18 protein-coding genes are annotated in these 18,833 nt (G+C 69.6%); 10 read left to right on the top strand and 8 right to left on the bottom strand.

What is annotated here, in order from left to right:
- Positions 1 to 27 precede the first annotated feature (27 nt).
- Entirely contained in the window at positions 28 to 789 is a 762-nt protein-coding gene (locus AB8M46_RS31170; protein WP_394362536.1) for an IclR family transcriptional regulator, read from the top strand.
- Between the two features lie 12 nt (positions 790 to 801).
- Here AB8M46_RS31170 and AB8M46_RS31165 read toward each other — a convergent pair whose 3' ends face one another.
- Positions 802 to 1,965, bottom strand: a complete 1,164-nt coding sequence (locus tag AB8M46_RS31165) for a TetR/AcrR family transcriptional regulator (RefSeq protein ID WP_394362535.1) — start codon at positions 1,963 to 1,965, stop codon at positions 802 to 804.
- 158 nt (positions 1,966 to 2,123) lie between these two features.
- Between AB8M46_RS31165 and AB8M46_RS31160 the strand changes: the two genes are divergently transcribed.
- From AB8M46_RS31160 to AB8M46_RS31150, 3 genes are all read left to right on the top strand, one after another.
- Complete coding sequence (locus AB8M46_RS31160; RefSeq protein ID WP_394362534.1) at positions 2,124 to 3,683, top strand: long-chain-fatty-acid--CoA ligase; 1,560 nt, start codon at positions 2,124 to 2,126, stop codon at positions 3,681 to 3,683.
- Between the two features lie 39 nt (positions 3,684 to 3,722).
- On the top strand, positions 3,723 to 4,913 hold the full coding sequence (locus AB8M46_RS31155; protein WP_394362533.1) for an oxygenase MpaB family protein: 1,191 nt from the start codon (positions 3,723 to 3,725) through the stop codon (positions 4,911 to 4,913).
- Between the two features lie 188 nt (positions 4,914 to 5,101).
- Positions 5,102 to 5,962 carry a dienelactone hydrolase family protein gene (locus AB8M46_RS31150; protein ID WP_394362532.1) on the top strand — a complete coding sequence of 287 codons (861 nt, stop codon included), beginning with the start codon at positions 5,102 to 5,104 and terminating at the stop codon, positions 5,960 to 5,962.
- 33 nt (positions 5,963 to 5,995) lie between these two features.
- Here the strand turns inward: AB8M46_RS31150 and AB8M46_RS31145 are convergent, their stop codons facing one another.
- Together AB8M46_RS31145 and AB8M46_RS31140 are read right to left on the bottom strand one after the other, a co-directional pair.
- Positions 5,996 to 8,272: an ATP-binding protein gene (locus AB8M46_RS31145; protein WP_394362531.1), complete on the bottom strand. Its 2,277-nt coding sequence runs from the start codon at positions 8,270 to 8,272 to the stop codon at positions 5,996 to 5,998.
- A 112-nt stretch (positions 8,273 to 8,384) separates the two neighbouring features.
- Entirely contained in the window at positions 8,385 to 8,861 is a 477-nt protein-coding gene (locus AB8M46_RS31140) for a cupin domain-containing protein (protein WP_394362530.1), read from the bottom strand.
- Positions 8,862 to 8,940: 79 nt separating this feature from the next.
- On the opposite strand from AB8M46_RS31140, the gene AB8M46_RS31135 reads away from it, so the two are divergent.
- Both AB8M46_RS31135 and AB8M46_RS31130 read left to right on the top strand, forming a co-directional pair.
- Positions 8,941 to 9,390 carry a MarR family winged helix-turn-helix transcriptional regulator gene (locus AB8M46_RS31135; RefSeq protein WP_394362529.1) on the top strand — a complete coding sequence of 150 codons (450 nt, stop codon included), beginning with the start codon at positions 8,941 to 8,943 and terminating at the stop codon, positions 9,388 to 9,390.
- A gap of 46 nt (positions 9,391 to 9,436) precedes the next feature.
- Positions 9,437 to 10,051 carry a carbonic anhydrase gene (locus AB8M46_RS31130; protein WP_016333342.1) on the top strand — a complete coding sequence of 205 codons (615 nt, stop codon included), beginning with the start codon at positions 9,437 to 9,439 and terminating at the stop codon, positions 10,049 to 10,051.
- 3 nt (positions 10,052 to 10,054) lie between these two features.
- Here AB8M46_RS31130 and chrA read toward each other — a convergent pair whose 3' ends face one another.
- From chrA to AB8M46_RS31110, 4 genes are all read right to left on the bottom strand, one after another.
- Positions 10,055 to 11,221 carry a chromate efflux transporter gene (gene chrA / locus AB8M46_RS31125; protein WP_394362528.1) on the bottom strand — a complete coding sequence of 389 codons (1,167 nt, stop codon included), beginning with the start codon at positions 11,219 to 11,221 and terminating at the stop codon, positions 10,055 to 10,057.
- Positions 11,218 to 11,601: a VOC family protein gene (locus AB8M46_RS31120; RefSeq protein WP_394362527.1), complete on the bottom strand. Its 384-nt coding sequence runs from the start codon at positions 11,599 to 11,601 to the stop codon at positions 11,218 to 11,220. Before AB8M46_RS31120 ends, chrA begins: the two co-directional genes overlap by 4 nt.
- Positions 11,598 to 12,359: an ArsR family transcriptional regulator gene (locus AB8M46_RS31115; protein WP_394362526.1), complete on the bottom strand. Its 762-nt coding sequence runs from the start codon at positions 12,357 to 12,359 to the stop codon at positions 11,598 to 11,600. The genes AB8M46_RS31120 and AB8M46_RS31115 overlap by 4 nt, the downstream gene beginning before the upstream one ends.
- Positions 12,360 to 12,527: 168 nt before the next feature.
- Complete coding sequence (locus AB8M46_RS31110) at positions 12,528 to 12,872, bottom strand: DUF6223 family protein (protein WP_037345174.1); 345 nt, start codon at positions 12,870 to 12,872, stop codon at positions 12,528 to 12,530.
- Positions 12,873 to 13,065: 193 nt separating this feature from the next.
- On the opposite strand from AB8M46_RS31110, the gene AB8M46_RS31105 reads away from it, so the two are divergent.
- From AB8M46_RS31105 to AB8M46_RS31090, 4 genes are read left to right on the top strand one after another with little or no spacing between them, the layout of a single operon-like run.
- Positions 13,066 to 14,163, top strand: coding sequence for a sensor histidine kinase (locus AB8M46_RS31105; protein ID WP_394362525.1), 1,098 nt, complete (start codon positions 13,066 to 13,068; stop codon positions 14,161 to 14,163).
- A complete protein-coding gene (locus AB8M46_RS31100) occupies positions 14,160 to 14,831 on the top strand; it encodes a response regulator transcription factor (RefSeq protein WP_037345167.1) in 672 nt (223 codons plus the stop codon). Before AB8M46_RS31105 ends, AB8M46_RS31100 begins: the two co-directional genes overlap by 4 nt.
- A gap of 51 nt (positions 14,832 to 14,882) precedes the next feature.
- Positions 14,883 to 17,183, top strand: a complete 2,301-nt coding sequence (locus AB8M46_RS31095; protein WP_394362524.1) for a phosphoketolase family protein — start codon at positions 14,883 to 14,885, stop codon at positions 17,181 to 17,183.
- Positions 17,180 to 18,271 carry an acetate/propionate family kinase gene (locus tag AB8M46_RS31090; protein ID WP_394362523.1) on the top strand — a complete coding sequence of 364 codons (1,092 nt, stop codon included), beginning with the start codon at positions 17,180 to 17,182 and terminating at the stop codon, positions 18,269 to 18,271. The genes AB8M46_RS31095 and AB8M46_RS31090 overlap by 4 nt, the downstream gene beginning before the upstream one ends.
- Here AB8M46_RS31090 and AB8M46_RS31085 read toward each other — a convergent pair.
- On the bottom strand, positions 18,254 to 18,616 hold the full coding sequence (locus AB8M46_RS31085) for a DUF5313 family protein (RefSeq protein WP_394362522.1): 363 nt from the start codon (positions 18,614 to 18,616) through the stop codon (positions 18,254 to 18,256). The genes AB8M46_RS31090 and AB8M46_RS31085 overlap by 18 nt on opposite strands.
- Between the last annotated feature and the right edge of the window lie 217 nt (positions 18,617 to 18,833).

Genomic DNA, 18,833 nt, shown 5'->3' with positions numbered 1-18,833 from the left:
CGCCGTCCCTATATGTAGGATTCCGGCATGTCCGACACGGCACCGCCCGGCACCCAGACGCTCGCCCGCGGCCTCGCGCTGATCCGCGCGGTCGCCAGTGGCGCGACCGACCTCCGCGGCTTGGTCGAGGACACCGGGCTGGGCCGCAGTACCGCGCACCGGCTGGTCCAGCTGCTGGTCAGCGAGGGTTACCTGCGCAGCGGACGGGACGGCTACGCGCTCGGACCCACCTTGATCGAGCTGGGTTTCCAGGCCCTGCACGGCAGTCCGCTGCCGGTGGTCGCCCGGCCGGTGCTGGAGGAACTGGCGGAGCAGTTGCGCGACACCGTGCACCTGGCCGTCCGCGACGGGGATTCGGTGCTGTACCTGGACAAACTGCCCGGTTCACGGGGCGCGGAGATGCGTTCCCGGATCGGGCACCGGATGCCGTTGACCCGCACCGGTGTCGGCATGGCGCTGCTGCTGGACTCCGCGCCGGAATGGCGGGACCTCTACCTGGCCGAGACACCCGCGGAACCCGGCAGGGTGCACCCGGAAGACGTCGAGGCGTTCCTGGCACGCATGCGCGAGTACGCGGAATCAGGGGTGGCGATGGACCTGGAGGACAACGAACCGGGGATCCGCTGTGTCGCGGCGCCGATCCGGGACGCCACCGGCGCGATCGCCGGGGCCATCAGCGTTTCGGCGACCCGGCCGTACATGCCCGCCGCCCGGATGCGCGGCCTGAACCGCGTCGTCGGCCGCGCGGCCCGGCAGGTCTCCGCCGGCCTCGGCCACCGCGAGCCCTGAGCCGTCGGCGCGTCAGATCCCCAACGCGCCGACGAGCAAGGCGCTGACGGCGTCACGGTTGGCGGGGACGTCCTCCCAGCGCAACCTCCGTCCCGCCTCGACCACCACCCCGAAACCGGCGTGCACGAGCACCCTCGCCTGACGCTGGTCGAGCTCCGGCCGCGCCGACCGCAAATGCCGTTCCCAGACGGCGATGTGCTCGCGCTGCGCGCTGACCAAAGGACGCTGCAGGGTCGCGGGCAGACCCGCGAGTTCGGCGTTGGCGACACTGGTGAGCGCGGTGTACTCGAAGCTGTAAGCGACATAGGTCCGCGCCAGCGCGAGCAGCGCGTCGCCCGGGCCCTCGACGCCGCGAAGGTTCTGTTCCACCGCCTGGGCCAGGATTCCCGCGGCCTGCAGGCAGGCGGCGGCGAGGATGTCGGCCTTGCCGGGGAAATAGCGGTAGAGCGCGGACGGCACCAGCCCGACGGCTTCCGCGATCCTGCCGTTCGTGACATTGGCGAACCCGTCCCGTTCGAACAGCGGGATGGCCGCCGCGATGATCTCCGAACGGCGGGTGCGCGGCTCCGGATTGGACGGCAATTCGACGGCGTGTGCGCCCCCGGCGCCCGCCGCCGGATCGGTCGCGGCCACGCGCAGGGCGGACTCGACGAGTACCTCTTCGACCCGGCGCTGGGCGATCGAGGTGCGATGCATCGTGATCGAGCCGATCACGCCGAGGGCGGCGACGGCCCGCAAGCCCTCGTCGGGGAGCGGGTACTCCCGGCGCACCGCCTCGGCGACCCGGTCCACGACCTGCCCGAACTTCAGCGCGAGCGACTGCCGGTCCTCGCGTTCGAGGTACCGGGATTCCCAGCGGTACAGGCCACTCGACGCGCGATGGACGACCGTCCCCTGCGTGACGGCGGCGAGCACGTCCGCCAGCGGCGCGCCGGGCGCCACCTCGTCGAGCGTGGCGACGAGCCGGTCGGCCATGACGTTCGCGCACGCGGCGAACAACGCGTACTTGTTCGGGAAGTGCCGGTACAGGGCCGCCGCGGTGATACCCACGTCGGCGGCGATCTCCTCCATCGACGTCGCGTGGTAGCCGTGCTCGCTGAAGATCCGCCCGGCCGCGTCGACGATCTGCTGCTTGCGGTGGCGCGGCCGGACGGCCGCGGTCGACTCGGCGCTCATGCCGGGAAGTCAACCACGAACCGGATCACCACCAGCGGAAACTGCCGGGCAGGTCGGCGTCGCGATGTGATTTTCGATTAACTTATCGCTTCTCAACCGGCGGCTTGGCATGCATACTGGCCACGCGAGAGGTCCCGTTCCGACACCTGAGGATGGCCATGTCGACCGCTTCGGCTCCCGCCTCGTCCTTCCGGCACCACTGGATGGCGCACGCGGCCACGCACGCGATGATGCGACCGGACAGGCCCGCTCTGCGGTACCTCGGCGAAACGACCACCTGGGCGGAGCTCTCACAACGGTCGTTGCAATTGGCCGCTGCCCTCGCCGCACGAGGTGTCACCGAAGGCGATCGCGTGGCGACGCTGACCTTGAACCATCCGTGGTTCGTGGAGACCGTGTTCGCGGCGAACAGCCTGGGCGCCATGGCCGTCCCGCTCAGTTTCCGCCTCGCGGCGGCGGAGCTCGACTACATCCTGGCCGACTGCACGCCGTCCGCCGTCGTCGTCGACGCGGGATTGCTCCCCCTGCTCGACGCCGCTCCGAACGCCGCGTCGATCGGGACCGTGCTCGTCATCGGTGAGCCGGACGACGCCGAAGGACGCATGGGGTACGAGGAATTCCTGACCGCGCACGAACCGCTGGAACTGCCCGACGTCAGCGAGGAATCGACGGCGCTGATCATGTACACCTCGGGCACCACCGGCAGGCCGAAAGGGGTGATGCTGTCCCATCGCAACCTGCAGATGCAGGCGATCACCTGTATCCGGGCGATGAAGATCTTCGACGACACCGACGTCGCCTTCCTGACCGCGCCGTTCTTCCACATCGCGGGCCTGGGTTCGATCGTGGCGAATTTCCTGGTCGGCGGGGTGGTCGTGATCCACCCGCTGGGCGCCTTCGATCCGCGCGCGGTGCTCGACGCCTACGAACGCGAAGGCGCCACCGTGGTGTTCAACGTTCCCCAGCAATGGGATCTGCTCTGCGCCCAGCCGGACATCGCCGAACGGAAGCTGAAACTGCGGATCATCAGCTGGGGCGCGGCTCCCGCGTCGAGGGCGACGCTGCTCGCCATGGCCGAGAAGTTCCCCGGCGCCCTGAACGTGGCCGTGTTCGGCCAGACCGAGACCTCCCCGATCACCTGCGTGCTCAGCGGAGAGGACTCGACGCGCAAACTCGGCTCCGTCGGCAAACCGATCCCGACGCTCCAATACCGCGTCGTGGACGACGACATGAACGATGTCGCGCCGGGCGAAGTGGGCGAGATCGTCTACCGCGGGCCCTCGGTGACGAAGGGCTATTGGAAGAAACCCAAGGAGACAGCGGAAGCCTTCGCCGGCGGCTGGTTCCATTCCGGCGATCTGGTTTCGCAGGACGAAGACGGTTTCATCTGGGTGGTCGACCGCAAGAAGGACATGATCATCAGCGGCGGCGAGAACATCTACTGCGCCGAAGTGGAGAACGCGATCTCCGCGCATCCGTCGGTACGTGAGGTCGCTGTGATCGGACGGCCCGACGAGCGCTGGGGCCAGGTGCCGGTCGCTTTCGTCAGTGCGACGGAGCCCGAACCGTCCTTGGCCGAACTGGTCGAATTCCTCGACGGCAGGCTCGCTTCGTTCAAGATGCCCAAGGATCTCGTGGTGGTCCCCGAACTCCCGCGCAACGCGGGCGGGAAGGTGGTCAAGGGTTCGCTTCGCGAGCTGGACGAAAAACGATCGTGAATCACTCATCGGCACCTACCAAGGAAGTTAGGTAAGTAAATGAGCGATCTCAGCAGGAGGAATGTCCTGTCCCTCGGCGTCGCACTGGGCCTGGTGGGCGCGGCGAGCGTCGCCCCCGCCTGGGGCGCGACGCGGACCGATACCGCGGCGGACCCCTGGTGGGTCTGGGACGACGAGATCGACCGCATCATGGCGGGGGTTCTCGAAGCGGGCCAGGTGCCCGCGGTCAACACCGCGCTGCGGTCCTGGGTGGACAACAACGATCCGCTCCCCGGCGGACTGCCCGCCGATCTGGCGGGCCACCTCCAGCGTGTCAACCGGTTGCCGTCCTGGGCCGACCCCGCGAAACTGCGCCGCGCGGCCGATTTCAACCGGCGCAAGGACACCTATCTGTTCATGCTGTACGGGCTCGGCAGCGGCATCATGAGCACGGTCATCCCGCGTGAGGCCAAATCGGTCTACTGGTCCGCGGGCGGGGCCGACATGCAGGACCGCGCGGCCAAGACGTTCACCTTCGGCTACGACCTGAGCGACCTGAACGCCTTCGAGCCCGACGGCCAGTTCGTGGTCACCGCGAACAAGACGCGGCTCGTGCACGCCGCGGTGCGGCATCTGCTGCCGCAGTCGCCGTACTGGAAGGCCGTCGCGGACGAGCGGATCCCGATCAGCAACGGCGACATCCTGGTGACCTTCCACAGTCTCGGCACCTACGTGCACCGGAAGCTGCGCGAATGGAAGGTCCCGATGTCGGTCGCCGACGAGGACGCCTTCCTCCACATGTGGCAGGTCGCCATCCACCTGCTCGGCGTGCGGGAGGAGTTCATCCCGAAGTCGTGGGCGGCCGCCTACGCGCAGTCGGCGCAGGTGCTCACCCCGATCCTTTCCCCTTCGCACGAAGGAAAAGAGCTCGCGGAAGATCTGCTGGGGCTGACCGCGCAGGTCGATCTGGGCGTCACCCGGGGATTCCTGAACGAATTCGTGCGCTACGTGCTGAGCGACGCGATCGGCGACTGGCTCGGATTGCGCCGCGATTACGCGTCCGCGGCCCTCATCCGCACCGCGTGGCCTGCCTACATCGCGTTCCGCGAGGGGCTGATCCCGATCATGCCGGCCGGGTTCTACATGTTCGACCAGATGGTGCGCGCGCTGGCGATGTTGTTCCTCAACAAGGGCACTTCACCGACGACGACCCCGATCACCATCCCCACCGGGAACCGGGCCGGCACCTGACCGCCTCGTCACCTCGTGAGTGGTTAGGACGGTCCTAACCGTCCTAACCACTCACGAGGCCGAAAGCCTTATCGACGTGACAGTTTTTCGCTTCTCAGTAGTTTCCACGACGCGCACCCGGCCGGGTCCCCGCTATATCTGGGAAACCGTTCCGGCTCCGGGACGGTTCTTCCGAGAGGACATGCGCGATGAAGCGTGGATCACGATGGGGCACCGCGGTGCTCAGTGCGGTGACCGCACTGCTCGTGGCGGCGGCACCGGCTGACGCCGAAGAGAATCCCTATGCCCGCGGCCCCGCTCCGACGAACGCCAGCATCGAGGCGGACCGGGGATCGTTCCAGACCGCGACCGAGAAAGTCCCCGCCGGACAAGGTTTCGGCGGCGGGACGATCCATTACCCGACCGAAACCGGCCAGGGCACTTTCGGCGCGATCGCGATCGCGCCCGGCTTCTTGGAGACGGAGAGCGCGATCGCCTGGTACGGCCCGCGTCTGGCGTCCCAGGGATTCGTCGTCATCACGTTCTCCACCAAGAGCACCTGGGACACTCCGGACGTCCGGTCCGATCAGCTGCTCGCGGCTCTGCGGTACGTGACGGACAAGAGCCAGGCCAAGGATCGCGTCGACCCGGGCAGGCTCGCCGTCATGGGCCATTCGATGGGCGGAGGCGGGTCGTTGATCGCCGCGCAGAAAGCACCCACGCTGAAGGCCGCCATCCCGTTGACGGGCTGGAACCCGAACACGACGTTCTCCGATTTGAAGGTCCCCACGTTCGTCGTCAGTGCCCAGAACGATTTCATCGCCCCGGACGGCTCGCATTCCCGGCCGTTCTACCAAAGCCTTCCCGAGTCCTTGGACAAGGCGTACATGCTGCTGGCCGGCGCCGGTCACATGGCGCCGACGAAGCCGAACGTGACCATCGCGAAATACAGCCTTTCGTGGCTGAAACGCTTCGTCGACGAAGACACCAGGTACGACCAGTTCCTGTGCCCGCTCCCGGCGAACGACCCGAAGATCGCCGTATACCGGGGAAGTTGCCCGCTCGGCTGACGCAAGGGGCGTGGCCGCTGTGACCTCGGCGGGTCACAGCGGTCCGCGGTCCCGTTGCTCGACCCAGACGGCCAGCTGGGTCCGGTTGGCGAAGTCGAGCTTGTGCGAGATGTGCTGCAGATGCGTCTCCACCGTGCGCCGGGCGATGACCAGTCTCGCCGCGATGTCCCGGTTGCTCAGCCCGGCCGCGACCAGCCGCGCGATCTCCGACTCGCGCGGCGTCAGCGGCGGAAGATCGGCCGGTTCGCCGTCGGGCAAGGCCTCGGGACCGGCCAGGGCGTCGTGCGGATTCCGCCGCCGCCCTTCGGCGAAGGCCAAGTCGAATCTCTCCGCCCCCAAGGCGTTCCGGGTGGCGTCGTGGAACATCCGGTGCGACGCGGTGACGGCCACGTCGGGCTCGGCGTTGCAGCGGTCCCAGAGCGTGGCGGCGGTCCCGAACAGTTCCGCCGCCCGGACCCACTCCTCGCGCCTCGCCGACACCCAGGCGAGACCGTCCAGCCGGTAGGCCGCGGACATCATGTCCGACGTACGGAGGTCGATCTCCAGTGCGGAACGGATGAACCGCTCGCCGTCGTCGAGAACGCCGCCGAAGCAGACTTCGACGACTCCCAGCCCGTACAGGGCCATGGAGCGATAGCGGTACTCCCCCGCCTCCTCGCACAGGCGGAGCATCGAGCCGAGCAACTCCCGCGCGCCCGGCAGGTCACCCCGGTAGGCCAGCGCGACCCCCTGGATGAACATCGGATGCATCTGGCGCCGTACGTCGCCTCGCTCGCCGAACAGCCGCACGGCCTCCGCCGCGCGGACCATGGTGTTCGGTTCCGCGGACAGCATCCTCACGAAAGCACACGCATGGGCGATGTAGGGGGCGGCGTCGTCGTCCTCGATCGCCTCGGCGGCGGCCAACCGCTGCCGCGCGCCGGGCAGATCCGCGTGCAGCGCGGCGCAAAGGGCGGCGACGGCCAGGCCGCGGGCCCGGCCCCGGGTCTCCGGCGGCATCGCCTCGAGCGCGCGATCGATCCAGTCCCGCAGTTCCCAGGCCGCGCCGCGGGCCACCCAGTACTCGATCACGCCGACGGCCATCCCCAACGCCACCGCGCCTTCGCCCGGGGTGCGGAGCGACCACGACAGCGCCTCGCGGATGTCGGCGTGCGCCGCGGTCAGACGCTCGTACGCCTCTTCCTGTCCCGGCCCGAACCATGCGCCCGCGGCTTGGTCGATCAGCCGGGCGTAGTGGTCACGATGCTTCCTCGCCACGCCGAGCTCGTCACCGGATTCGGCGAGCCGGTGCCCGCCGAACTCGCGGAGCAACCGGAGCATCCGGTAGTGGACCCGGTCCGTGCCGTCGATGCGCGCCAGCACCGACTTGTCCACCAAACCGTCCACCGCGTCGAGCACGGCGAGCGAGTCGAGCCCGGCTCCGGCGCAGACGTCCTCCGCTGCGGACAGGTCGAACTGGCCGGCGAACACCGAACAGCGCGCCCAGACGATCCGCTCGGTCTCCGTGCACAGGGAATGACTCCACTCGATGGTGGCGCGCAGCGTCCGATGCCGCTCGACCGGCATCCGGAGACCGGTGGCCAGCACGCCCGAGTTGCTCTCGACCCGGTCCGCGATCTGCGACGGCGACAGGGCCCGGATCCTGGCCGCGGCGAGTTCGATCGCCAACGGCAGGCCGTCGAGCCGCCGGCAGAGGCGGACGACGTCCGCGACGTTGCTCTCGGTGACCTCGAAAGCGGGCAGCACGTTGGCGGCCCGCTCCGCGAACAGCCGCACCGCGCCGAACGCGAGCGCCTCTTCCGGTGTCCCGACCTCTTCGTCGGGCACGGCCAGGGGCGGGATCGCCAGGACGTGCTCGCCGGTCAGCCCCAGCGAGCAGCGGCTGGTGGCCAGGACGACGAGGTCCGGGCAGTCCCGCAGCAACGCCGTCACCAGGTCCGCACTGCCGTCGAGGAGGTGCTCGCAGTTGTCCAGCAGCAGCAACGACCGCCGAGGCCGCAGATACGAGACGACGGCCTCCAGGTCGGTGCGTCCCGCCGTGTCGTGCAGGCCCAAGGCGTCGGCGACCGTGCGCGCGACCAGCCGTTCGTCCCGCAGCTCACCCAGTCCGGCGACCGCCACGCCACCGGGGAAGGCCCTGGTGAGCGAACTGGCCACCTGGGCGGCCAGCCGGGTCTTGCCCACGCCGCCGGCGCCGGTCAAGGTGACCAGACGGCCCACGCCGAGCAGCCGCCGCACCTCGTCCTCGTCGTCCGTCCGGCTGACGTAGCTCGTCAGGGGCCGCGACCGGACCTCGCTGTCGTTCGTCATGATTCCCCATCGAAACATGCTCGCCGGACGGAGCGGGCTGTTCACCACAGCCCGGGCATCCCCGCATAATGCCCGACTTAGGCGATGTGCGCGGGTTGTGGCGGTCATGGCGCTACGGGGTCGGCTGAGCCGTGTCCCATTCGGGCGCCTCGACGAAGTGCACGTCGTACCGCTCGTGAAGGCGCTCGACCTCTTCGGGTGCGACGTTTCCGCGCAGGATCTCGGGCAGGACCCGGAAGTAGCCGAACCGGTCGACGCCGGGCGCCAGCGTGATGAGGACGTCCGCGCCGATCTCCGGCGGCGCGGCGAACGCGTGCCGGACGCCAGGCGGGATCACCACGTAACCGCCGCGCTCGACCGTGATCGTTTCGTCGCCCACCAGCATCCGCAGTGCCCCGTCGAGCACGTAGAACGCTTCCGCGGATTTCCGGTGATAGTGCGGTTTCGTCCCGGGTTCCCCAGGTCGTAGCGACAACCGGTTCGCGCCGAGGAGCCCGCCCGTGTGCTCGCCGTCGGCCAGCAACCGCAACGCGGGCCGCTCGATGACCTCCGCGTCCTTCTCGTGCATCACCCAGGCTTCGTTCGTCATCGTGTTCCCCATCTAGTTGAAGTCTTCAACCAAAACTAGCCCGAAGTGGTTGAAGGCGTCAACTGTTACTGTATGCGCCGTGACCGACTGGCTCGACCCGGAACAGCAGCGCGACTGGCGGGCGTTCATCGAAGGATCCGTGCGGTTCGTCGACATGCTCGACCGGCGGCTCCGCGAGGAGCATGGGCTTTCCCTTGCCGAGTTCGAACTCCTGGTGCGGCTTTCCGAAGCCACCGGCCGGTCGATGCGCATGGCGGACCTCGCGAAATCCGCGTACTACTCGCGCAGCCGCCTTTCGCACCGCATCAACGGGCTGGAGACGCGCGGCCTGGTCCAGCGGGAATCGACCTCGGACGACGGCCGCGGCGTCCGGGCCCGGCTCACCGACCAGGGCTACGAGACGTTGCGCCGCGCGGCACCGGACAATCTCCGCACCGTCCGCGAACACTTCGTGGACGTGATCGCGCCGGACGACCTCCGGGCCGTCGGCCGCGCCATGCGTGCCGTGTCCGGACGGCTCGATCAGTGACGCGGCCCACCTGCCCGAACCACCGGCACCCGGTAATGTCCGGCCCATGAGCGACGCGCCGACCCCTTCCGAGGCTTTCGACCTTTTGCTCGCCGGCAACCGGCGTTTCGTGGCCGGTACTCCGGAGCACCCGAATCAGGATGCCGTCCGCCGCACCGAAACCGCCCCCGAGCAGAGCCCGTTCGCGGTGCTTTTCGGCTGCTCCGACTCGCGACTGGCCGCCGAGATCATCTTCGACCGCGGGCTCGGCGACCTGTTCGTCGTCCGCACCGCGGGCCACGTCGCCGGTTCGGAGGTGCTGGGCAGCATCGAGTACGCCGTCAGCATCCTCGACTGCCCGCTGGTCGTCGTCCTCGGCCACGACTCCTGCGGTGCCGTCGCCGCGACCCGCGAAGCACTGAAGGACGGCCTCGGCACCAACGGCTTCGTCCGCGACGTCATCGAGCGCGTCACCCCGAGCGTCCTCGCCGCCCGCGCCGCCGGGCTCACCAGCAACGACGACATCATCGACGAGCACATCCGCCACACCGTCGACCTCCTGGTCGACCGTTCCCGGCTGCTCTCCGAGCAGATCGACGCCGGGAAGACCGCCGTGGTCGGGCTGTCGTACCACCTGTCCGACGGCAACGCGCGGGTCGTCACCACGCGGGGACTGGGCTGATCCTCAGCTCGGCAGGAGCACTCCGGCGAGCGCGAGCACGGTTCCGGCCGCCGCCGCGGCCAGGATCGTGGTCACCACGCCACGCCGGAACACGAACAGCAGGACCCCGGCACCGGCGAGCACGGCGTACTGCCATCCCTGGGTCAGGCTGAGCGCGAGCGGGATCGCCGAGCCGAGGATGGCGCCGACCGCGGCCGGACCGGCGCCGTCGAGGAACGCGCGGACGTTCGGGTTGCCACGCAACCGGTTGAAATGCTTGGCACCGAACAGGATGAACAGGAACGACGGGGCGAAGGCGACCAGCGAGGCCAGGATGCCGCCGGTGAGCCCGGCCGCGGCGTAGCCGACGACGGCGACGGTCTGCACCACCGGCCCGGGGGTGACCTGGCCCAGCGCGACCGCGTTGAGGAACTCCCCCGCGCTCATCCAGTGGTAGGTGTTCACCGCGTCGTCCTGCATGAGCGGGATGATCACGAAGCCGCCGCCGTAGGACAGCATCCCGACCTTGAGCGCCACCCACGCGACGGACGCGAACACACCGGCGCCCGCGACCGCCGCGGCCCAGGATTGGGCGGGAACGGCGAACAACGCGGCACTGGACTCACCGCGGCGTGCGCGGTTCACGGTCAGTTCGACCGCGCCGCAGCCCAGCAGGACGAGCACCAGCCACGGGCCGAGCAAGGCGGCCGACACGACACCCGCCAGGACGTACAAGGCCCAGCGCACGCGGCCGGTGGAGGCCGCGCGCCGCCAGCCCGCCGGGATCAGGCCGACCCCCGCGTGCACCGCGACGGCGGCGACCGCCGCACCCGCTCCCGCACCGGCCCCGCGCACCCAGGCCGGTGGGGATCCCGTGAGGAACAGCGCGGCCAGCGCCAAAATCACGATGAGGCCGGGCACGATGAACGCCGCGCCGCCGACGAGCGCCCCCGCCCGGCCGCGGACCCGCCACGCGGTGAAGATCGCGAGCTGCGTCGACGCCGGGCCGGGCAGCAGGTTGCAGGCGGCGATGGCGTCCTCGAACTCCTGATCCGACAACCACTCCCGGCGCTGCACGCACAACTTGCGGAGCAGGGCGATATGGGTGGGCGGCCCGCCGAACCCGATGCAGCCGATCCGGCCCCATTCCCGCAGGACGGTGCCGAGGCTCGGCTCGTGGTGCGGCGTCACCGGGAAGCGGGCTGGAACAGTTCGACCGGATTGCCCGCCGGGTCGTCGAACACGATCTGACGGCCACCCGGCCCGGTCACGACGTCACTGCGGAACGAGACACCGTCCGCGCGCAACCGCGCGACTTCGGCGTCGATGTCGTCGACGACGAGATGGATGCGGTTCCACCCGCCCGGCGCCGGTTTCGTACCGTCCGGCAACGCCCGCCCCGCCGAACTCGCCGGACCGCTGAGCAGCAGCCGGAGATTCCCGCGCACCACGTCGGCGAACGCGGGCAACGCGCTCGAACGCACGGCGAAACCCAGGTGTCCGGTGTAGAACTCGACGGCGGCCGCGACGTCGTCGACCAGGTACCGCACACTCACCAAATCCGAAGTCATGTCCTGTTCACCTCATCATCGCGATATTTCCCGCCGAACCGGGCGGTCAGGAACCCGATCCGGCGGTCCAGTTCGTCGGCGAGCCGACGGAACGCCAAACGGCTCTCGGGTTCCTTGGCCGGATCCGGCAGGCTCCAGTGGACGACGTGCGGATGCCCGGGGAACTCCGGGCAGACCTCACGGACCCGGTCGCAAAGACTGATCACCCAATGGAATCGCCTGCGCCGGAGATCGTCCACATGGGACGGTTCGTGGGTCAGGGCGATGCCGCGTTCGGCGAGAACGCGCACGGCGTCGGGATGCAGCGGTTTCGGGTGGCTGCCCGCGCTGGACACCTCGACCCTCGAACCGGCGCGGTGCCGCAGCAGCGCCTCGGCCATCGGCGAGCGCCCGCTGTTCCCGGTGCACACGAACAGCACCTTGATCCGGGGCTCGGCCCGCTTCACCTCCACCCCGATCGGCGACAGGGCGGGATGCAGCGAGCTTCCCGTCTCGGCGAGCGCGTCCGCGCACCGCCCCAGATCGAGGTGGTAGTAGGTGTCACGGCCGTCGAAACTGCTCCTCCGCGCCGTGACCAGCTCCGCGGCCCGCAGCTTGCGCAGGTGATAGGACACCAGGTTCTGCGGCTGCCCGACCAGGTCGACCAGCTCCCGCACCCGGCGGTCGCCGTGCGACAACTCGCGCAGCAGCCGCCAGCGCAGCGGATCGCTCGCCAGCCGTACGAACGGCGGCGGATCGGCCGTCTCGAAGGTCGCCACTGGCCGAAGATACATCAATGCAGGTTGATATATCTAGACCTCGCCGAACTTCGTGCTCGTTACCCGGCGCGGTAGGAAGCACGACGGGCCAGCGTCGCGCCGGTTGCGAAAGCCACTTTCGCAACGTTGAAGGTTGCCAAAGTGGCTTTCGCAACACGATCGCGGACGTCACGCGACTTCGCCGGACACCTTCCCGGCGCGCCGGGAACGCGAAAGAGCCACCCCGCCCAGCGCCGCGGCGATCAGCCCGACCACCAAGGCGAGGAACCCACCGACGATCCCGTAGCCCGTGCCAGGGCCGCCCTTCGCCGCGGCCACCACGTAAACGCCGCCCGCCATGCCGAGCAGCCCCGCCGCCAGCGCCACGACGGCTCCCCGCCGGGTGTCGCCGGACCGGCTCCGAGCGACGGCCAGTCCGCCGGCGACCACCCCGATCACCCCCACCAGCGCGGCGATCAGGGACCAGACGCGTCCGGGGGTCAGGTAGCCGGCGGACAGCAAGTGGACGGTCATGGGGTACTCCTTCGCTCGATGACTGATGTCCGCAGATCGTGTCCGCCGGACCCGCCCCGCGTCGTCCGCTGAAGGCAGGCATTCCGGACTGCCGCCGCGGTCGTGGAAATCCCGGGACTACCGCGTGCGTGGTAGTCCCGGCATCGTCCGTGGGGAGGAGTCGCGCGCGAGGACGGCTGGTTAGGGTTCTCGCATGAACAGGGTCTGGGGCTGGGCGATCGCCGTCGGGGTGACGGTGGTCCTGCTCGTCACGGCACTGTCCGATCAGGACACCACCGTGAACCCCTTCGGTTACGTGGTGCTGGTCGCCGGCGGCATGGCGCTCGCCGCGCATCGCCGGGCGCCCCTCACGGTCCTGGCCGTGACCGCGGTGTGCGCGCTGGGGTATCAGGCCATGGGTTTCACCGTGCCCGCCGTCGCCTACCTGGTCGCGGTCTACGCCGCGGTCCGCGCCGGACACCGGATCGTCGCCGTCGCGGGATCACTGCTCATGATCGTCGCGCTCCCGCTCGTGCTTTTGGCCTCCGCCAACGCTTCTTCCGTCAGCGATGCCTTCGCCCAGAGTCGTGACGCGCTGCAGCTGGCCTGGCTGATCGCCGCCGGCGCGGCGGGTGAAGCGCTGCGACAGGCCGAACGGCGGGCCGACGAGGCCGAGCGCACCCGTGAGGAGACCGCGCGGCGCCGGGCCGACGAGGAACGGCTGCACATCGCGCGGGAACTGCACGATTCGCTCACCCACCAGATCTCCGTCATCAAGGTTCAGGCCGAGGTCGCCGTCCACCTGGCCACCAAACGGGGCGAGGCGGTGCCGGAATCATTGCTGGCGATCCGCGAAGCAGGCCGTGAGGCGACCAGGGAGCTGCGGGCGACCCTGGAGGCGCTGCGCGACGACGACACGAACCCGCCGCACGGACTCGACCGGATCCCCGACCTGGTGGAACGGGCCCAGGCGGCCGGTCTCGACGCGATGCTCACCGTCGAAGGGCGGCGACACGATCTGCCCGCGGCCGTGGACCGCACCGCGTACCGGATCGTCCAGGAATCCTTGACCAATATCGCCCGGCACGCCGCGGCGAAAACCGCGTCGGTGCGCATCGACCACCGTCCCGACACGCTGACGATCCAGGTCGAGGACGACGGCAAAGCCACTCCGGGCACCACACCGATTCCCGGAGTCGGACTGCTGGGGATGCGTGAACGGGTCACCGCGCTCGGCGGCCGTCTCGACGCCGGACCGAAAGACACGGGCGGTTTCTCCGTCCGGGCCGAACTTCCCGTGGAGCGCTCGTGATCCGCGTCCTGCTGGTCGACGACCAGCCCCTGATCCGCAGCGGATTCCGCGCGCTGCTCGACGTCGAGGACGACATCGAGGTCGTGGCCGAAGCCGCCGACGGGGGCCAAGGCGTGACACTCGCCAGAAAACACCTTCCCGACATCGCGCTCATCGACATCCAGATGCCCGGCGTGGACGGCATCGAGGCGACCCGGCGCATCGCCGCCGACCCGGCCTTGGCAGGCGTGCACGTCGTCATCCTGACCAACTACGGCTTGGACGAATACGTCTTCAACGCGCTGCGCGCGGGCGCGGCGGGCTTCCTCGTCAAGGACATCGAGCCCGAAGACTTCCTGCACGCCGTCCGCGTCGCCGCGCGCGGTGACGCCCTGCTCGCGCCGTCGATCACGCGCAAGCTGATCGACCGGTACGTCACCGTCCCGCTCGGCGGCGGCAGCGGTTCCGGGCTGAAGGAACTGACCAACCGCGAACGCGAAGCGGTGGTCCTGGTCGCGCGGGGCCTGTCCAACGACGAGATCGCCGGCCACATGGTGATCAGCCCGCTGACCGCGAAGACGCACGTCAATCGCGCCATGACCAAACTCCACGCCCGCGACCGCGCGCAACTCGTGGTCCTCGCTTACGAATCAGGCCTGGTCACACCGGGCGAGTCCGCACCCGGTTAGCCGTCCCGTCGTCGGGTACCCGTCGGAAAACCCCTCGGAAAGGAGGACCGGGTGCCTGGCGGAACAGAGGTCGGGACGCTCCGGCGGTACCGGCGCGCGTGCGATTACCTCGCCGCGGCGATGATCCATCTCAAGGACAACGTCCTGCTCCGCGAACCGCTACGGCCCGAACACCTGAAACCGAGGCCGCTCGGGCACTGGGGCACCTGCCCCGGATTGACCCTCGTGTACGCCGGGTTGAATCGCCTCGTCGCCGAAACCGGGCAACGGACCCTGCTGATCACCGGCCCCGGCCACGGCGCGCCCGCCATCCACGCCAATTTGTGGCTGGAGGGAACGCACGCCGAATACGATCCGCGGCTGTCACTCGACGAGCGCGGGCTCGCGGACCTGGTCCAACGGTTCTCCTGGCCCGGCGGCTTCCCCAGCCACCTCTCCCCCGAGGTTCCCGGTGTCATCCACGAGGGCGGGGAACTCGGCTACGCCCTCGCGACGGCTTTCGGTGCCGCGTTCGACGATCCCGGCCTGCTGGTCGCCTGCGTGATCGGTGACGGGGAAGCCGAGACGGGGCCGACCGCCGCCGCGTGGCACAGCCCCAAATTCAGCGGCCCGGGTGACGGCAGGATGTTGCCCATCCTGCATCTCAACGGCTACAAGATCGCGTCACCGACAATCTATGAAGCGATGTCGGACGACGAACTCGTCGCCTATTTCACCGGTTGCGGCTGGCGCCCGGTCATCGTGGACGTCCGCGACACCGGCGATCCGGACACGCCGCTGGCCGAAGCCCTGGCCCGAGCGCACGAACGCGACACGGACGAGCCACCGATGATCGTCCTGCGGAACACCAAGGGTGCGGGTCTGCCGACGGCCACACCGGACGGGACTCCGCTCGAAGGTACCTTCCACGCCCATCAGGTCCCCCTGTCCGGCGCAGCGGACGATCCGCGTGAACTCGCCGAACTCGAACGCTGGCTACGCTCCTACCGGCCGGAGGAGCTCTTCGACGAGAACGGGGTGCCGTCCGCGGACATCCTCGCGGTCCCACCCGCCCCCGAATTGCGGCTCGGCCGCGTCCCGCAGGCGAACGGCGGCCTGCTGCGCCGTGACCTGCCCCTTCCGGAGGTGGCGAAGTACTCGGTGGCCGTCGACGAACCCGGCGCCGCCGACGCCAGCGCCCCCGAAGTGCTGGCCGAGTGGCTGGCGGAGATCGTCCGGCGCGCCCCGAGCACGTTCCGCGTCGTCTGCCCGGACGAACTGGAGTCCAACAAACTGGGCACCCTGCTCGAAGCGACCCCGCGGCAATTCGACCGCGAGGTCACGGGATACACCGAACACCTCGGCCCCCGCGGCCGAGTGCACGAAGTGCTTTCGGAGCACCTGTGCCAAGGCTGGCTGCAGGGTTACCTCCTCACCGGACGGCACGGCCTGTTCCCCTGCTACGAAGCCTTCGTGTCCATTGTGGACAGCATGGTCAACCAGTACGCCAAATTCCTCAAGATGTCCGGCGAGGTCGACTGGCGCGCGCCGGTGGCGAGCCTGAACTACCTGCTCACCAGCGACGGCTGGCGGCAGGAACACAACGGCTACAGCCATCAGGGGCCCGGATTCATCAACCAGATGCTGACCAAGAAGGCCACCACCGCCCGGATCTATCTCCCGCCGGACGCGAACACGCTGCTGGAGACGATGCACCGCTGTCTCGGCTCGACCGGGCTGATCAACGTCGTCGTCGCCGGTAAGCAGAGCGGCCCGCAATGGCTGTCCCCCGACGAGGCCAGGGCGCACTGCCGGGCGGGCGCCGGGGCATGGTCGTGGGCGAGCAACACCGAAGCCGCGGCCGACGTCGTCCTCGCCTGCGCCGGAACCACTCCCACCGTGGAAACCCTGGCCGCCGCCCAGCTGCTGCGGGAAACGGCGCCGGAACTGCGGGTGCGGGTGGTGAACGTGGTCGATCTGCTCTCCCTCTGCCCGGCGGACCGGCATCCGAACGGGATGTCCGATGAGGCGTTCGCCGACTGCTTCGGTGACGGCACCCCGGTGGTGTTCGCCTTCCACGGCTACCCGTCCGCGGTGCACGAAGTGCTGCACGGACGTCCGCGCGCCGACCGCTTCCATGTCCACGGTTACCTGGAGGAAGGCACCACGACCACACCGTTCGACCTGCTCGCGAGCAACCGGATGACCCGTCACGACCTCGCCGCCGACGCCGTCCACCGGGCGGCGGGCTGGGCGTCGGCAGGCGGGGATCTCGCCCGCGAACTGGTGCGGCGGCGGGACACCGTGCTGCGACAGTCCTATCAGGACGGTGAAGATCCGGCCGAGATCACCGGTTGGAGGTGGCACCCGTGAGGATACTGACCGTCAATCCCGGATCGGGCAGTCTCCGGCTGCACGTGGTCGACGGCGAGGACGTCGTCGACTCGGCGGAAATCGGGAAACCGCCGTCGGACGCGACCGAAGACGTGCGGTCGTTCGTCGAGGACGTGCGGGTGGACGCGGTCGCGCACCGGCTCGTGCACGGCGGGACGGCGCTCGTCGCGCCCGCCGTGGTCGACGCCCAGGTGCGCGAGGCGATCGCGAAGGCGAAATCCCTGGCGCCGGAACACGTTCCGAACACCGAAGCCCTTCTGGAGCTGCTGACCGGCCTGCTGCCGGACGTGCCGCACGTCGTCTGCCCGGACACCGCCTTCCATCAGGGGCTGCCCGAGGTCGCGCGGACGTACCCGCTGCCCGCGCGCTGGCGTGAACGCTGGGACCTGCGCCGTTACGGGTTCCACGGGCACTCGTTCGCGTGGGCGGTCCGGCGCGCCGCCGAGCTGCTCGGCCGCCCGCCGGACGAGCTCGGCCTGCTCGTGGCGCATCTGTCCGGTGGCAGCTCGGTGTGCGCGGTCTCCGGCGGGCGCAGCGTCGACACGTCGATGGGCTTCACCCCGCTCGAAGGCGCGATGATGGCGAAGAGGTCCGGCAGCGTCGATCCCGGCATGCTGTTGTGGCTCCTGCGGGAAGGGCATGTCGGCCTGGACGAACTCGAGGACGGCCTCTATCACCACTCGGGGCTGCTGGGGTTGTCCGGGACCTCGGACGACACCCGGGAGCTGGTCCGCGACAGTCGTTCCGGCGATGCCGGGGCAAGGTTCACCATGGCGGTGTTCGAACATCGCGTCCGTCGCGAGCTCGCGGCCGTCGCGGCGAGCCTCGACCGCGTGGACGCACTGGTGTTCACCGGCGACATCGGGTGGGACCAGCCCGAGGTCGCCGAGGCCGTCGCGCGCGGACTCGGTGTGCTCGGGATACAGGGCGATCTGTCCACCGACCGCTCCCAAGACGCGATCATCAGCGACCGGAACGCGGGGATACCCGTCTTGACGGTGCGATCGCGGGAGGAATTGTCCCTGGCCGCTGCGGCAGCCACCGTGACGTCACGGCCAGCTGCCTGAGCCTCCGCGGGCGGATCTGGCCGCTTTTCCGGTGCCACGCGGGAAACCGTGTTTGCCGAGCCGGACCTCGGCCAGCTCGTCGGCGCTGGTCATCGTGAAGAACAGCCCCAGGAACAGGCTCAGCATCAACGCGCCCAGCACGGCGGGAATGGGTAACGGCGTGAGCGTCACCAACAGCACGAACGCGATCGTGAGCCACGGCAACGCCTCGAAACAGATCCGGAGGGCGAACCGCAGCAGCCACGTGCGCGAGGTCGCGTCGTACAGCACCCATTCGCGGTATCGCTCCGGCAGTCTGCGCCCGTAGACGTACTGCACCCACCGGATCGGGCCTGGCCTGTCCATCGCGAATCACCTCCGCTACCTGGAGGGGTACCCACTCACCGCTTCCTGACGCGGGATCAGCGCGGCCAGCAGGGCGCGGATCGGCGGGCCCTGGTCTGCGTGAGCGCCACGTGGGCTGTCGTGTTCCCGGTGTGTGCTTCCACGACGGCGGCTTGTGCCGCGGTGGTCGTGGTCGGCAGTGTGTGGGCGGTGAGCCGGACCCCGCGGCGGGACCGTG

The sequence above is a fragment of the Amycolatopsis sp. SB7-3 genome, from assembly GCF_041021335.1.
Classification (GTDB): domain Bacteria; phylum Actinomycetota; class Actinomycetes; order Mycobacteriales; family Pseudonocardiaceae; genus Amycolatopsis; species Amycolatopsis japonica.
This window is presented reverse-complemented; position numbering and strand designations above follow the sequence as displayed.